Below are 13,516 nucleotides of genomic sequence, written 5' to 3' on the forward strand. Positions count from 1 at the left end.
TCAAGGATTGAGGAAGGCCAGGATGAGCTGATGCACGGCCCCGCCGGGTGACATTTCCACCCGATCATATTCGCTGTGGCGCGCCACATGCGCATCCGAGATTGGCTTCAACTGGGCCTGCAGCGCTGCACGCACTTTCTGGCAGCCCGGGTCGTTTTCGTGGCGAAGGCCGATCGACACATCCTGAATCTGCTGCGTCAGATCCCGCATGAATTCACCATGCAGCTTCTCGTGCGCGACGATACCCTCGTAAAATGCGTCCCACTTCGCCGCCACATCCGACGGAAGCTTCTGTGCGGGCTTCGGCAGGGTGTAGGTGACGACAAGCTTGGGTTTCGCCGTTGCGAGCACGCAAGCCGCCCCCTGCTGCTGATAGTCGCGCTGCCAGGTCAGCTTGAACGTCGTATGGGCGATCACCCGCCCGAGGCTGAGCTTAGGCCCCCGCTCGCCGACCGACTGATACAGGGCCATCGGCGTTGTTCCGTTCACCGGGTAGTGAGCGACCTTTTCTGTGGCCCGCCACTCCTGGCCGGCAGCGGGAAACGCTGCAACCATTGAGACAAGAAGGCCGTTAAGCAGGCGAAAGACAGTGGTCACGGACAGAAGGCTCCCAAGATCATGAACCTGATACCGGTGGCCATGCCCGACCGCAATGACCAACTGCAACCTCGACAACCGCCTCGCCGTATTTCGATGGACCGCAGTTTCCGCAAATTTAACTGATCCTCATATATATGAAACCGGACAGGAGAGACGGGGAGAGTACAAAGGCGTGGAAAAAAAGGTGACGAAGCATGCTTTCCTGAGCCGTGCAGCGGGATGGGTGGACCTGCTCAAGGTTCCCAATGGCAATCCGGCGCTGACCGCAGCTCAGTTCGAGGCCTTCTCCAAACAGGTACCGCTTCTTTATTTCATCCTCGCGACGAACATGATCTCGCTCTCCTGGACCCACCTTGGTTCAGCGCCGGATTACCTGGTCGTTTATTTGCCCGCCATTCTCACCACGCTTTTTGCACTCCGATCGCTGATCTGGCTGCGTGGCCGCAATCTCCAGCGCACGCCGCAACAGGCCTATCGCCAGCTCCGGGCCACAAACCTCCTGTCTCTCCCGATCGCCGTCTTCTGCACTGCCTGGTCGATTTCGCTCATACCTTATGGCGACGCCCATCAGCAGGCTCATGTCGCCTTCTTCATGGCGATCACGGTCATCGGCTGCATCTTCTGTCTGATGCACCTGCGCTCGGCCGCCCTGATCGTTACGGTGACGGTCAACTTGCCCTTTTTCGTGGTCATGTGCCTGAGTGGCGAGCCCACCTTCATCGCGACAGGCGTCAACGTGATCCTCGTGACGATGGCGATGATCATGATCCTTGTCTCGCACTATCGCGATTTCCGCCAATTGCACGAGTCTCGCAACGTCCTGATGCTGCAGCAGCAGGCGCTGCAGGAGCAGAACAAGGCCATGCAGGCACTCTCGGATGAAAACCTGCGCCTCGCCAATCTTGACAGTCTGACCCTGCTCGCCAACCGCCGTAGCTTCTTCCAGATGCTGGAGACGACCTTCAGCCGAGCGAGTGCCGCCAGTGGCAAGCTCGCGGTCGGCGTCATCGATCTCGACGGCTTCAAGCCGGTCAATGATCTCTATGGCCACTCGGCAGGCGACAAGGTGCTGATAGAGATCAGCAACCGGCTGTCCACGCTCGCGGACCAGCGCCTCTCCGTCTATCGCCTCGGCGGCGACGAATTCGGCCTCCTGCTCCAGGGGGATGTTGAAGAAGCCGATGCCATGGCGCTCGGTGAAAAGGTTTGCGAACTGATCGCCGAACGCATCAACATCGGCAGCGGCATGGTCCAGGTCACCGGCTCGGTCGGCTTTGCGCTTTATCCCGATGTCGGCCAGACCGGTCAGGAGATCTACGAACTCGCCGACTACGCGCTCTATACCGCAAAGCGGCACCACCGCGCCGGGACGGTTATCTTCAACGCCGTTCAGGCGAACGAACTGAACCGCCAGAAGATTGTTGAGGAAGCACTGGTCGCTGCCGATCTGGAGCAGGAACTCTCGCTCGTTTTCCAGCCGATCACCTGCGTCGACAGCCACGTCAGCATTGGTTTCGAAGCCCTTGCCCGGTGGGAAAGCCCGCGTATCGGTCAGGTCTCGCCGGCCGAATTCATCCCGGTCGCCGAGCATAACGGGCGCATCACGCTGATCACCCGCCTTCTGCTCGAACGCGCACTCGAAGTGTCCTGCCTGTGGCCGGACGACGTCTACCTCTCGTTCAACCTTTCGGCTCACGATCTCAGCTCGCCGGAAAACACCTTGAAGATTGTCTCAATCGTGCTGAAAAGCGGCTTCGACCCGCGCCGGATCAATTTCGAGATCACTGAAACTGCGGTCATGCACGACTTCGAACAGGCGAGCGCCTCGATCCAGATGCTGCGTGAACTGGGCGCCGGCATCTCGCTCGACGATTTCGGCACCGGTTATTCCAGCTTGAACCATGTACACAAGCTGCCGCTCACCAAGATCAAGATCGATGGCAGTTTCGTTCGCAACATCCACACCCGCAGGACCAGCTTCAACATCGTCAAATCGGTGCTGGCGCTCTGTGCCGAGATGGAACTGGAAGCGATCGTCGAGGGTGTAGAGACAGAAGAGGAACTGCGCATCCTCGAAAATCTCGGCGTCCGAGCGGTTCAGGGCTATTACTTCGGGAAGCCGATGGTCGCCGCTGAGGCCATGAAGCTACTGTTGGCGCAACGGCAGGCACGGGCCTCGTAAGCTTCAGCTCGCCCGCACATTGATTTGCGCCTTGAGCTGCCGCACGATCGCGGCATCCGTTCGCCGCGGCATCTCGCTCAAGAAACCGAGTTCGACGAGCCGCCCAGCGCCGACATACGCCCCGCTGCAGGAGGCATGCAGCTCGGTTACTCCGGGGATCGCCAGAAGGCGTGCCGCATTTTCCGGTCGTACGCCACCGCCCGGCATGATCGAGATCCTGCCTGCACTGCGCTTGACCAACCGCGCGATGATGTCGATCCCTTCTTCCGCGTGACGCGCGCCCCCAGACGTCAGAACACGTGAGAAGCCCAGGCTGATGGCGAGATCGAGGGCGCGCTCCATATCCGAGACGACATCGATCGCCCGATGCAGGGTGAGGTCCAGGCCCACCGCTGCGTCGACGAGCTTCCGGTTCACCTGTTGATCGAGGGCGCCGTCGGCAGTCGTGGCCCCTATCACGACACCGGCCAGTCCGGCGTCACGAGCGGCCGCAATATCGGCCTCCATCACCGCCACCTCCGCCTCGGAATAGACGAACCCGCCGGCGCGCGGACGGATCAGGGCAAAGACGGGGATCGGCACCTGCGCAGCAGCGGCCATGAAGCCGCGAGACGGTGTGAGTCCACCCGAACCGAGCGCAGAGCAGAGTTCGATGCGATCCGCGCCACCGGAGACGGCCGCCTGAAGGCCTGCGATATCATCGACGCAGACTTCGAGTAGAGGAGCTGAAGCTTTTTCCTGGGACGTCATGAAATCGATCCCTCAACCCTGTGCTTTTTTCCGTGACTTCCCGTCAAGCAGCCAGAGCAGGCAGACCCCGACAAGACCGGCAATCGAGGCTATGATCGCCGTACCCGCATAGTCGCTGATGCTGGTGCCCAGCGCAAACATCAGCGAGGCCATACCGCCGCTCAGGAAGATGTTGACCGCAATCAGCGAACTGCCGAGACCGGCGCGGTCGGCGATCAGGTTCTGCAGATAGGTGATCGGGATTGCAATGATACCGGCGGCGCCAAGCCCTGCAACCACCGTGAGCAGATAGACATCGACCGGACGGTCGGCGAGACCGAGGAAGACGAGATAGCTGCAATAGATGAGTGCTGCGGTGACCATTGCGAAGAGGATGGAGGTTCGCGCTTCGACCCATCCCCAGAAGAGGATGAAGATGATCTCGAGAAAGGCGACGATCCCGACGATAACGCCGACATCAGCTGGTGTTCCACCCGCCTTGCCGGCAACGATCAGCGGCAGGACGGTGCCATTGGCATGCAGCATGGCCGAGATCAGCGAAATCGCCAGAAGCCGAGGCAGGACGCTTGCCGAGCCGATCTGGCGGATGGAACGGAAGAAGGAATAGTGCTGCCGCTCTCCCTCCTGCACGGGCTTTTGACGATCAAGCCCGAAGACGAAGAGCAGGAGGCAGACGGCAGAAGCGAGGCTCGCGAGCAGAAAGGCCGGCAGCATGCTCGGCTGACCGATCAGAAGAGCACCGACGATTCCGGGTACCAGTACCCAGGAGGCAGAGAGAATGGCCCGGACGGCAGAATTCACCGCCATCAGTTCGCGCACCGCCATGCCGGTGGAAACCGCACGGATATTGGCGAAGATGAGCGAATTGATCGTGCCGAAGACCGGGATCAGGACCAGCGTCGCGATCGCAAACATCACCGGCGTCGGGACCACATAAACCAGCCCGAAACCGACGATGCCGAAGACGGCGGCCAGGATCATCGGCGACCGGAAATGTCCGAGCCGATCCGCAACAATGCCGGCAGTGACGCTGGCCGAAACATTCACCACGGCAGCCAGGAAGATCAGCACAGAATAGACGGCGTCCGACAGTCCGAGTTCCCGGATGCCGATGAGCGACATGTAGGGCGACGTCGCGGCGCCGGAGAAGCCGAAGAAGAAGATTGCGGCCGCACTGACCCGGATCGGCTTGTGGCGATAGACCACCGAAAAGGAGGACAACATGAAGGGAACTATCGGTCTGGAGTTCGTGCCGCCGGAAGGACGGCACGGTGATCATGGTCTCAAGGGAATCGCGTCGAGAAAAAGACCTTTGCCGTATAGCCGAAATCCTTGACGAAGGGATAGCTCGGCTGATGTCGGCGATGGCTGGGCAGGTTCTCGATATCCTGGTTGATCACGCCGTCCGTCAGCGCCATCAGGTTCGGATTGGCGACCGGCGAAAGCTCCGGCGACAGATAGCCTGACTTCACCACCAGCAGCCGCACCTTGGTCGGATCGAGGCCAAGCCGGGTGAAATCCGCGATGTTGTGATAGGGCCGACGCCGCGCGGCAAGCACCAGCGTGATGTCTCCGATCCGCACGACCGCCTGCTGATCGGCAGCGGAGCCGGGATCGTCGAGAAAGACGACAGTTGCCTCCACTTCGACAGGGCCGCTAGCCGGGTCCAGAGACCCGCCGACCATGAGCGTGACCCGCGAACCGACGCCGGCTGTAAAACAGCGTTCGATGGCAGGTCGATCCGTAATACCGGCAATCAGGACGTTATCGATTGACCGCGTCAGAAGCGCCTTCAGCACATCCGCCCGATCGCCGACGCCACCCCCGGTCGGGTTATCGCCGGAGTCGGCGAGGATTATCGGCCGTGTCTCGGTGCTTTCGGCAATATCGAGCATCTCCGCCAGCGGGCCGGTCACGGGACCGAAACGGAAATCCTCGCGCGCATCCCAGTATGACTGCGCGATGGCAGCCGCGACCTTCTCAGCCGCAGCCTTGTCGACCGCCGTGACCACGGCACAGGCCGTGCCGCGCGGTTCGTCGGCCCAGACATAACCCACCATCAGATTGGCGTCCCAGATACCAGGGACTGCATCATGCTCAGGCAACTTCAGATAGAGGCTCCTGGCCGGCTCGTCCTCGGTCGAGGTCCGCTCGCCGGGCAGGAGAACCGGCACCGGCGCCCAGGCGACACCGGGTTTTTCGCCCGTGCGCAACGTGCGGACCAGCATCGACCAGGCCCGCACCATGGTCTCCCGCACATCGATATGCGGCGCCGTGCGATAACCGGCGAAGATGTCCAGCTGATCGACGATCTTCTGGGTGACGTTGCCATGCAGGTCATAGCTTGCCGCCACCGGCACGTCCGGACCGACAACGGCGCGCGCCGCCGAAATCCAGTCGCCCTCGGCATCATCCATGCCTTCCACATTCATCGCGCCATGCATGGCGAGATAGAGCCCGTCGATCGGCAGTGTGGCCTTCAGCTGCTCCAGAAATTCCGCCTTGAACCCCTCGTAAGTGGCGCGCGCCAGAGGCCCACCGGGAACGGCACGAGCATGCAAAAGCGGAAGGTGCTCGACATCCTCGGCATCGAGGAAGTCGAAATACTCATGCGCCAGCAGATCCGGCCCGCGCAGCACACGGAAATCCTCCGGCTGCATCAGGACGGGAGAGGAGGTCGAGCATTCGGTATGGATACCGCCAACGGCAATGCGGAATGTCATGGGACTGGGATCCTCAGTAGCGGGGGCTCAAACGGACGGTGGCGGCAAATCGCAGCCAGTCCTTGTTTTCCTTCGGCGTCCAGGCCGCCTCGGCAATGGCTGGAAGCCGCGGGAAGACGAGGTGGTTGAAGTAGTCGCGGGTCAGGAAGTGTTCGCACCAGATGCAGGCCTGGACACCCCGCATGCGGGCCGCAAGCTCGGTTGGAAACTCGGCGACCGCCTCATAGGCGTAGGTGTGCTTCGGCGGCACGGTGCCGGCCCAGCTCGCACCCGGCTCCTGAAACGCCTCGTCCTGCACCATGTCGAGATAGTAAGCCTGGCCCGGCGTCATGACGACGTCGTAGCCCTGTTCTGCCAGTTCCAGCCCGACCTCCGGCTTCTGCCAGGCCATTAGCACTGTCCCCTTGGGATCGACACCGCCGCCATGACTGACTTCGTCCCAGCCGGCGAGCTTGCGGCCGCGCTCGGCCAGCATCTTCTGGATCCGCTTCATGAAATAGCTCTGTAGCCCGAAGGTCCCCTCGATACCCTCCTGCTCCATCAGTTTCTTGGCGAGTGGCGATGCCATCCAGGTATTGGCCGCCACCTCGTCGCCGCCGATATGGATAAGCATCGAGGGGAACAACTCGACCATTTCGTCGAAAACCTTGCCCAGCACCTCGTAGGTGTATTCGATCGCCGGGTTCAGCGCATTGTTCGGATAGCCCTGAACCGAGCGATAGCTGTCGGGCGCTTCCTGGCCATCGACGAGCTCCGGCAGGGCAACAAGCATGGCCGTGCTGTGGCCGGGAACGTCGATCTCCGGCACCACCTCGACCTGCAGGGCTGCTGCATGGGCAACGATATCGCGCACCTCGTCCTGCGCATAGAAGCCGCCGACCGGTTCGGCCCCGTTGCCAAGCTGCGGCAAGAGCGGCTCGTCGGGTCCGCGCAAAACGCCAAGCGTTGTCAACTGCGGGAAGGCCTTGATTTCGAGACGCCAGGCTTCGTCGTCGGACAGATGCCAGTGGAAGGTGTTCATCCGGAACCAGGCGAGGATGTCGATGAGCCGCTTGACGTCGGCAACGGGGAAGAACTGGCGGGAGACATCGAGATGGCAACCGCGCCAGCCGTAGCGCGGCTTGTCCGCAACGACGCCGGAAGCCGGGAAGCGGAAGGTATCCGGCTGCGTGCGGGCTCCATGCAGCATCTGGGCAAGCAGTGTCAGCGCATATTGCAGGCCGGCGACATCACCATAGGCGAGCGTGATGCCGTCACCCGCAAAGTCCAGCCTATAGGCGGAGACACCAAGGGCCTCGTCCGACTTGAGGGTAATTGCCCGCCCCTGATGAACCGGCGCCAGCGACAGCGGCGCATGGCCGACGGCAAAGAGACGGCAGAACAGACGCAACACGTTTTCGACGGCGCGCAACTCAACCAGCGAGGCACCTTCGGTAGGATAGAGCGCGACAGGGAAACCTTCGCCCGGCACCAGTTCGGCCGACGCCGGCCAGGGCAGCATGGCGAAAGGCTGGGAGACTTTACCCTTAGGCAGGAGGGCCGGCGGTGGCGCGCTGTCACCGCCGCCAAGCATCAGGTCGGCCACCGCAACGGCCGTATGCTGGCCGGTGGAAAGAGTGATGTAGGCGGATTTTGCCCCGTCCGTCCGGTGTTTGGCCGGCCGCCACAGACCGCCGACGCGGAAAGTCCAGGAGGCTCCCGGCTGCAGCACGAAGCCAGCAGGTGGCGCAAACTGGTGGAAATTGGCATTGCGCTTCAGAAAAACGGCATTCTCCAGGATCGGCTCTTGCACGTCTTTCAAGCGGGTGAGTGAGGTGTAGGCCAGCTTGAAATCGGCAAGCGCGACATCGGAGAGATTGACCAGCGTGAAGACGAAGGCGCCGCAGTCGTCGCCCTCCACCGGATGCCACGCATTTTCGAGACGGAACTGAACTTCGTTTGCCATGGGGGAATGCTCCGGGCTTTTCGGTATCAATAGTTGTCGGATTGCGAGAATGTTCGCGCGAGTTCGGCCTGACCGGCCGTCAGGCCACAGTCGACGGGAAGGCAGACGCCTGTGATGGCGGCCGCCTGATCGCTCGACAGGAAGAACACGGCATTTGCAATATCTTCAGAAGTCGCGATGCGTTGCAGCGCGTACCAGCGTTTGGCCTCTTCAAAGACATCAGGGTTGGCGGCGGCCCGCGCCTCCCAGGCCTGGGTGCGCACGGTACCCGGTGCGACCGCATTCGATCGGATACCATGTTTGCCATATTCGACGGCAATCAGCTTGGTGAGGTGAATAAGCCCGGCCTTGGCCGCGCTATAGGCCGGGTGACCGAAGACGGCCATGCCGTTGACCGAGGAGATGTTGACGAGCGAACCTTTGGACGCCTTGAGCGCCTCCTCAAACGCGCGGAAGCAGAGGAAGGGTGCTTCGAGATTGAGTGCACTGTCCTTGCGCCAGATCTCGCCATCGGTATCACCGAGGCTGACGGCCCGCGCCGCGCCGGCATTGTTGACCAGCGTATGCACGAGGCCATGGGTCGCGATGCGTGCGGCGGTCTCGGCAAGATCCTTTTCGTCCGTCACATCGCAGACGAGCGAGACGAAGCGAGCTTCATCATCGAGCTCGATCATCGCTTGTTCCAGCGCCTGACAATCCAGATCCAGCAGTACGACAACGTCGTGGCTGTCGGCAAGGCGTCTTGCGATCGCCCGACCGATATCTCCGGCAGCTCCGGTCACGACAGCAACCTTATGCGTCACGGCGGGTCTCCGACATCGATGCGGGCATGGTTCAGTCTCCGAGAAGTTGCCGGTCATCCCCACCATCGCGGTGCTCGACCAGCTGTTGTTTGATATGGCGCAGCGTCACCTGCGACTGCTTGCGATTGCGATAGGCAACCAGGCTTGCGATCACGTCGACGACGGCGAGATAGGCAAAGCGCGTCGAGGTCGGCCGGAAGATGTTTTCGCCCTCCGGAAGGTCGATGCCGATGACAAGTTCGGAGGCTTCCGCCACCAGGCTGTTGCTCTGGGTGAGCGCGATAGTCGTGATGCCGTTCTCGCGCGCGAGCCTGAAACACTTCACCAGCTCGGTATTGCGCCCCGAAAACGACGAGCCGATCAACACATCATTCGAGCGTGCAGCCGCTGTCAGCATCAGCTGCATATTATGGTCTGCTGAGGCGGTGACCCGCGAGCCGAGGCGAAAAAGACGGTTCTGCAATTCGCCCGAGATCATCGAGGAGTTGCCGCCGGAGCCAAAGGCATAGACCATCTCGGCTCGCGCAAGCCTGTCCGCGACCTTGTCAAGCATCACGGGGTCGAGCGCCCGATGCACCATGAACATGGCATTTTGCGCCTTGGTGATTACATCGGTCGCGACATCGGCCGGCTCGGTGCTCTGTGCTTCGGGATTGAGATAGCGCACGCCGACATAGGCAGTCCGCGCGAGGCTCACTTTGAAATCTGCGAAGTTGTGGCAGCCAAGACGACGGCAGAAGCGCGTGACCGTCGGCGGCGAGACCTCTGCTTTCTCGGCCAGTTCGATGATCGAGGCATTGACCGCGAAATCGAAGGAATTGAGCAGGATATCCGCGATGCGTTGCTCGGAGGCCGAAAACTGCCCTGCCTCTTCCTGAATGCGTGCGAAGATATCCAATGCCCTGCCCTCTCTCTTATTTCGAAGGCTTGAAGGCTACGCAGTCGATTTCGACCTTGCAATCGACCATCATCGAAGCCTGAACACAGGCGCGCGCCGGCGGGTGCTCGCCGAAATACTGCTGGTAGATCTTGTTGAAGGTCCAGAAATCGCGAGGGTCATCCAGCCACACGCCGCAGCGCACGACATGTTCAAGGCCGTAGCCGGCCTCGTCAAGAATGGCGATGACATTGGCGATCGTCTTGTGGGTCTGCTCGACGATGCCGCCCGGGATGATTTCCCCGTCTTCCATCGCCACCTGACCGGAAACATAGAGCCAGCCATCGGCCTCGACGGCGCGCGCAAACGGCAAACGCTGACCACCTGCACCCGCCTTTTCGGCCCCGTAACGCTTGATCGTCATGGATACCCCTTATGCAAATTATTTTCTTCGATCGTTGACAAGCGACCATAAAAAACCGATTTTGACCAGAGAAAATTGACATCCATGAAAAGAATTTAAAGACGGGGAAGAAATGCGCGACCCATTCCAGAATCCGTTTCCGGCCACGGACGAAGCCCGCCACGCCATTTGGGAGATGCTCGTCCCTCGCGACATCGATGCTTTTCTGGCCGCCGACTGGAGCATGGTCGCACATGATTTCGTCGAGGACGGCTTTATCGGCATCAGTGGCAATCGCGAGGAGGATGCGGACAAGTGGACGCTGGCCTTCCCCAATCTCACCGCCTATCGCGACGAATGGCTGAAGCAGGCCAAGGATTTTGCCGCCCAGAGCTACGGCGAGGATCCGCGCACCGCGATCTTCACCACGACGACACTCGAGGAGATCGAGATTTCCGGAGAGACGGCCCTCGTGCGCAAGAAGTTCGACGGTGGCATCAAGAAGGCCGACGGCACGCTCGATGTCATGCGCTGGCAGACACTCTATTATTGCCGACTGCATGAAGGCAGCTGGAAAATCTCCGGCTTTACCGGTTATCTGCCCAATCCGATGGGCAAGCGCTGAACCTGCCCTCGAACCCTCAAGACCCCGGAGGTCGGCCCTTGCGCATCTTCACCGCCGCGCTTGCAACGGAAACGAATACCTTCTCCCCGATCTGCATCGACCGGCGCGCCTTCGAGGATTCGCTCTATGCGCCTCCGGGTGAGCACCCCGCGACACCAACGCTTTGCACGGCGCCGATCACCGTCGGTCGCAAGGTCTGCGCCGAGAAGGGCTGGATGCTAATCGAGGGCACCGCAACCTGGGCGGACCCGGCGGGACTCGTCAATCGGCAGACCTATGAGAGCCTGCGCGACGAGATCCTCGACCAGTTGACGGCAGCACTGCCCGTTGATGCTGTCGTGCTCGGCCTGCATGGCGCCATGGTCGCCGACGGCTATCTCGACCCGGAAGGCGATCTCTTGACCCGGATCCGCGAGATCATCGGCCCGGACATCCTGCTCTGCGCCGAACTCGATCCGCATAGCCACCTGACGGCGAAGCGCGTCTCGGCCGCTGATTTCTTCGTCGTCTTCAAGGAATTCCCGCACACAGATTTCGTCGATCGCGCCGAAGATCTCTGGCGTATCGCGGTCAACACGCTGGAAGGCCGGGTGAAACCCGTTATGTCGGTCTTCGACTGCCGGATGATCGATATCTTTCCGACATCGCGCGAGCCGATGCGCAGCTTTGTTGACAGGCTTATGGCCATCGAGAAAATGGATGCAGAGGTTTTGTCGCTCTCTGTCATTCATGGTTTCATGGCGGGCGATGTGCCGGAGATGGGAACGAAGACAATAGCCGTGACCAACGGCCATCCGGAAAAGGGCGCCATGCTTGCCCGCGACCTCGGCCTCGAACTATTCGCCCGGCGCGGTACCTTCATGATGCCGCAGATCGACGAAAAGACGGCCCTCGACCAGGCGCTCGCCTATCCGCAAGGGCCCGTGGTCATTGCGGACATGTGGGACAATCCGGGTGGCGGCACAGCGGGTGACGCGACGGTGATCCTCGCGGAAATGCTTGCGCGTGGCGTGACCAATGCTGCAATTGGCATGATCTGGGATCCGATCGCCGTGCAGATCTGCATGGCGGCCGGCGAAGGTGCTGAAATCCCGCTGCGCTTCGGCGCAAAGTCTGCGCCCGGCACCGGCCATCCGATCGATGGTCTCGTCAAGGTGGTCAAGGTCGTGCCCAATGCCGAGATGCGCTTCGGCGACAGCATCGCGCCCTTCGGCGATGCGGCCCATATCCGGCTTGATGGCATCGACATCATCCTGAGTTCGGTCCGCGTCCAGAGCTACGACCCGTCGCTCTTCACCGCCCTTGGCATTGACCCGACGAGCAAGCATCTCCTCGTCATCAAGTCGACCAACCACTTCTACGCGGCCTTCTCGCAGATCGCCTCGGACATCCTGTACTGTGCCGCCGGCACGCCCTATCCGAACGACCCGGCCAAGACAGCCTATCGCCATGTGCGCCGCGATATCTGGCCGATCATGGCAAACCCGCATGATACGCCCGAGGGCAATGAGGCCGCATGATGCAACTTCCCCGCCCGAGGATCGGTCAGCCGATTGCAGAACTGTCGACCCCGCTTCCCCTGGTCGATGAGGACAGGCTTGCCGCCAACATCGCCCGCGTCCAGGACTATATGGACGATCATGGCCTCGCCTTCCGTCCGCACATCAAGACGCACAAGATCCCGGCAATCGCCGCCGAACAGGTCAAGGCGGGCGCGAAAGGCATCAACTGCCAGAAGATCACCGAAGCAGAGGTCTTTGCCGATGCCGGGTTCGAAGACCTGCTGATCACCTTCAACATTCTTGGTCCCGAGAAGCTGAAACGCCTCGTTCCGCTCAATGCCCGCATTTCCGGCCTCAAGGTCGTGGCAGACAGCGAAACCACCATCCGCGGCCTCTCTGCCGCCTTTGCTGCTGAACGCCCGCTCAGCGTTCTCGTTGAATGCGACACGGGTGGCGGACGCTGCGGCGTCCAGAGCCCGGAGGCGGCCATTGCGCTCGCCGAGACGATCGCCGCGGCCCCCGGCCTGACCTTCGGCGGCATCCTGACCTATCCAAAGGCGAATAGCGAAGAAGCCGTGGAGGCCTTTTTCGCGACGACACGCGAGGGCCTCGCCACCCGTGGCCTCCCCTGCCCCATCGTCTCCAATGGCGGCACGCCCAGCCTCTTCTCCGCCCACAAAGTACCCTCGGCAACCGAGCACCGGGCCGGCACCTATGTCTACAACGACCGCGCCATGGCAAGGGCCGGCCATTGCAGCCTTGACGACTGCGCCATGTCTATCCTTGCCACCGTCGTCTCCCGCCCGACCGAGGATTGTGCCATCCTCGACGCAGGCTCCAAGGCCCTGACCTCGGACCTCCTCGGCTTCTCTGACTACGGCCTGATCGTCGAGTATCCGGACGCTATAATCTCCGGCCTCTCCGAAGAGCATGGCACGGTCGATCTGTCGAAGGTTCAGGGACGGCGACCGGAGATCGGCGAGAAGGTCAGGATCATCCCCAACCACACCTGCGTCGTCTCCAACCTCTTCGACCTCATGACCTTCCACCGCGACGGCATCGTCACCCGGGTGGAAGACGTCGCGGCTCGCGGGCTCGTCTGGTAA

At 61.5% G+C, this 13,516-nt stretch carries 12 protein-coding genes; 4 read left to right on the forward strand and 8 right to left on the reverse strand.

The window, feature by feature from the left end; all coding sequences use genetic code 11:
• Positions 1–597 carry a DUF922 domain-containing Zn-dependent protease gene (locus QTL56_RS10525; RefSeq protein ID WP_306424866.1) on the reverse strand — a complete coding sequence of 199 codons (597 nt, stop codon included), beginning with the start codon at positions 595–597 and terminating at the stop codon, positions 1–3.
• Positions 598–784: 187 nt separating this feature from the next.
• On the opposite strand from QTL56_RS10525, the gene QTL56_RS10530 reads away from it, so the two are divergent.
• Positions 785–2,782 carry a putative bifunctional diguanylate cyclase/phosphodiesterase gene (locus QTL56_RS10530; RefSeq protein ID WP_245135794.1) on the forward strand — a complete coding sequence of 666 codons (1,998 nt, stop codon included), beginning with the start codon at positions 785–787 and terminating at the stop codon, positions 2,780–2,782.
• Between the two features lie 3 nt (positions 2,783–2,785).
• Here the strand turns inward: QTL56_RS10530 and QTL56_RS10535 are convergent, their stop codons facing one another.
• The 7 genes from QTL56_RS10535 to QTL56_RS10565 are packed head-to-tail and all read right to left on the reverse strand — an operon-like array spanning position 2,786 to position 10,304.
• Positions 2,786–3,532 (reverse strand): copper homeostasis protein CutC, encoded by a 747-nt coding sequence (locus QTL56_RS10535; RefSeq protein WP_245135792.1) that lies wholly within the window; start codon positions 3,530–3,532, stop codon positions 2,786–2,788.
• Positions 3,533–3,544: 12 nt separating this feature from the next.
• Positions 3,545–4,756, reverse strand: a complete 1,212-nt coding sequence (locus QTL56_RS10540) for an MFS transporter (protein WP_245135790.1) — start codon at positions 4,754–4,756, stop codon at positions 3,545–3,547.
• A gap of 59 nt (positions 4,757–4,815) precedes the next feature.
• Complete coding sequence (locus tag QTL56_RS10545) at positions 4,816–6,255, reverse strand: M81 family metallopeptidase (protein WP_245135788.1); 1,440 nt, start codon at positions 6,253–6,255, stop codon at positions 4,816–4,818.
• Between the two features lie 13 nt (positions 6,256–6,268).
• Entirely contained in the window at positions 6,269–8,200 is a 1,932-nt protein-coding gene (locus tag QTL56_RS10550; protein ID WP_245135786.1) for a beta-N-acetylhexosaminidase, read from the reverse strand.
• A gap of 26 nt (positions 8,201–8,226) precedes the next feature.
• On the reverse strand, positions 8,227–9,003 hold the full coding sequence (locus QTL56_RS10555) for an SDR family oxidoreductase (RefSeq protein ID WP_245135783.1): 777 nt from the start codon (positions 9,001–9,003) through the stop codon (positions 8,227–8,229).
• Positions 9,004–9,034: 31 nt separating this feature from the next.
• Complete coding sequence (locus QTL56_RS10560; RefSeq protein WP_229574771.1) at positions 9,035–9,901, reverse strand: MurR/RpiR family transcriptional regulator; 867 nt, start codon at positions 9,899–9,901, stop codon at positions 9,035–9,037.
• A 16-nt stretch (positions 9,902–9,917) separates the two neighbouring features.
• Positions 9,918–10,304, reverse strand: a complete 387-nt coding sequence (locus QTL56_RS10565) for a RidA family protein (RefSeq protein WP_229574772.1) — start codon at positions 10,302–10,304, stop codon at positions 9,918–9,920.
• Positions 10,305–10,416: 112 nt separating this feature from the next.
• Here QTL56_RS10565 and QTL56_RS10570 point away from each other — a divergent pair, with 112 nt between their 5' ends.
• From QTL56_RS10570 to QTL56_RS10580, 3 genes are read left to right on the forward strand one after another with little or no spacing between them, the layout of a single operon-like run.
• Positions 10,417–10,908, forward strand: coding sequence for a hypothetical protein (locus QTL56_RS10570; RefSeq protein WP_245135780.1), 492 nt, complete (start codon positions 10,417–10,419; stop codon positions 10,906–10,908).
• A gap of 38 nt (positions 10,909–10,946) precedes the next feature.
• Entirely contained in the window at positions 10,947–12,428 is a 1,482-nt protein-coding gene (locus tag QTL56_RS10575; protein WP_245135778.1) for a M81 family metallopeptidase, read from the forward strand.
• Positions 12,425–13,516 (forward strand): D-TA family PLP-dependent enzyme, encoded by a 1,092-nt coding sequence (locus tag QTL56_RS10580; RefSeq protein WP_245135776.1) that lies wholly within the window; start codon positions 12,425–12,427, stop codon positions 13,514–13,516. Before QTL56_RS10575 ends, QTL56_RS10580 begins: the two co-directional genes overlap by 4 nt.

The sequence above is a fragment of the Peteryoungia algae genome (assembly GCF_030369675.1).
In the GTDB taxonomy this organism is placed as follows: domain Bacteria; phylum Pseudomonadota; class Alphaproteobacteria; order Rhizobiales; family Rhizobiaceae; genus Allorhizobium; species Allorhizobium algae.

What these genes read in the sequence shown, in the direction of transcription:
- QTL56_RS10535 (WP_245135792.1), bottom strand. Translation starts at nt 3,532, where the DNA reads ATGACGTCCCAGGAAAAAGCTTCAGCTCCTCTACTCGAAGTCTGCGTC.
- QTL56_RS10570 (WP_245135780.1), top strand. Translation starts at nt 10,417, where the DNA reads ATGCGCGACCCATTCCAGAATCCGTTTCCGGCCACGGACGAAGCCCGC.
- QTL56_RS10580 (WP_245135776.1), top strand. Translation starts at nt 12,425, where the DNA reads ATGATGCAACTTCCCCGCCCGAGGATCGGTCAGCCGATTGCAGAACTG.
- QTL56_RS10545 (WP_245135788.1), bottom strand. Translation starts at nt 6,255, where the DNA reads ATGACATTCCGCATTGCCGTTGGCGGTATCCATACCGAATGCTCGACC.
- QTL56_RS10550 (WP_245135786.1), bottom strand. Translation starts at nt 8,200, where the DNA reads ATGGCAAACGAAGTTCAGTTCCGTCTCGAAAATGCGTGGCATCCGGTG.
- QTL56_RS10540 (WP_245135790.1), bottom strand. Translation starts at nt 4,756, where the DNA reads ATGTTGTCCTCCTTTTCGGTGGTCTATCGCCACAAGCCGATCCGGGTC.
- QTL56_RS10565 (WP_229574772.1), bottom strand. Translation starts at nt 10,304, where the DNA reads ATGACGATCAAGCGTTACGGGGCCGAAAAGGCGGGTGCAGGTGGTCAG.